Source organism: Aureibaculum marinum, from assembly GCF_003813905.1.
Taxonomy (GTDB): domain Bacteria; phylum Bacteroidota; class Bacteroidia; order Flavobacteriales; family Flavobacteriaceae; genus Aureibaculum; species Aureibaculum marinum.
Map to the genome: position 1 here is coordinate 1 of NZ_RPFJ01000053.1, position 984 is coordinate 984.

The following is a 984-nucleotide window of genomic DNA, read 5'->3' on the forward strand; positions in this document are numbered from 1 at the left end:
ATCAGCCTAAAGGGTAAAAAGGATTATCAACAATTTAACACCCCAAAAACATCATTATGTAATAATTAAAAATAAAATATTAACTTTGAAGTGAGTGACTAGTGCTTTTCATAGGACACGGTGTTGGCAATAGTTTTTTATTCATTTCCTAAAATTCCATTATATCCACCACCTTTATAATTTCTAATAATTGGTTCAATGGAATTAATATATTGTTTTTCAGATTCGGTTAATTTTTTTCCTTTCAGACTTTTTAATTCCGCAAGTGCTTTTTCCTTTTCTCCGACAACAGTTTGTAAAGTTAAATAACCAATAAACTCCATAATATTCTCTTCATTTTCGTAGTGAATTTTCGGACTTTCTTTAAATGCTTTTTTATACAATTCCATTGCATCATTTAAATTGTCCATTTTTTCAAGAGTCATTCCTTTTAAAGTTAGAATGGAATTACTTTCTTTAATTTCGTTTGGAACTTCATTTAAGATTTTCAAAGCTAATTCAGGTTGCTTATTCCACCAATAAGTTTTTATCAGGCTTTCAATAGTTGTAATATCAGTTGGTTCAATTTCCATTGCTTTTTTGTAGAATACAATTGCACTATCAGACTTATTTTCCATTTGATATTCAATTCCTCTTTCTTGATATTCAATAACTAAAGGATTCCTTTCTTTTTCCTCTTTTTTACAAGAAATCAGAAGTAAAATTGTCAATAAAATTCCTATTATTTTATTCAATTCGAGATTTTTTTAAATTATTGCCAACGTGTTTGTATATGGTTTGTTGCGTGGTTTAAGCAACTAATTTAGTAAATAATTAACGACCAAGAAAGTCCGCGAGGACTTTCGTAAGTAGGCTAGAACTAGCAATAAATTATAGCATCTATGAAAAAGCAGCAGATTGCTTATCTTTAAAGTTCACCAAAACGATAAGATATGAAAACAGAATCTACTGCTCAACCAAAGTTATTCATTGGAATTGACATAC

The 984-nt window shown here is 28.8% G+C and carries 1 protein-coding gene; it reads right to left on the reverse strand.

The window, feature by feature from the left end:
* Positions 1–137 precede the first annotated feature (137 nt).
* On the reverse strand, positions 138–734 hold the full coding sequence (locus tag EGM88_RS14370) for a tetratricopeptide repeat protein (RefSeq protein WP_123899123.1): 597 nt from the start codon (positions 732–734) through the stop codon (positions 138–140).
* Between the last annotated feature and the right edge of the window lie 250 nt (positions 735–984).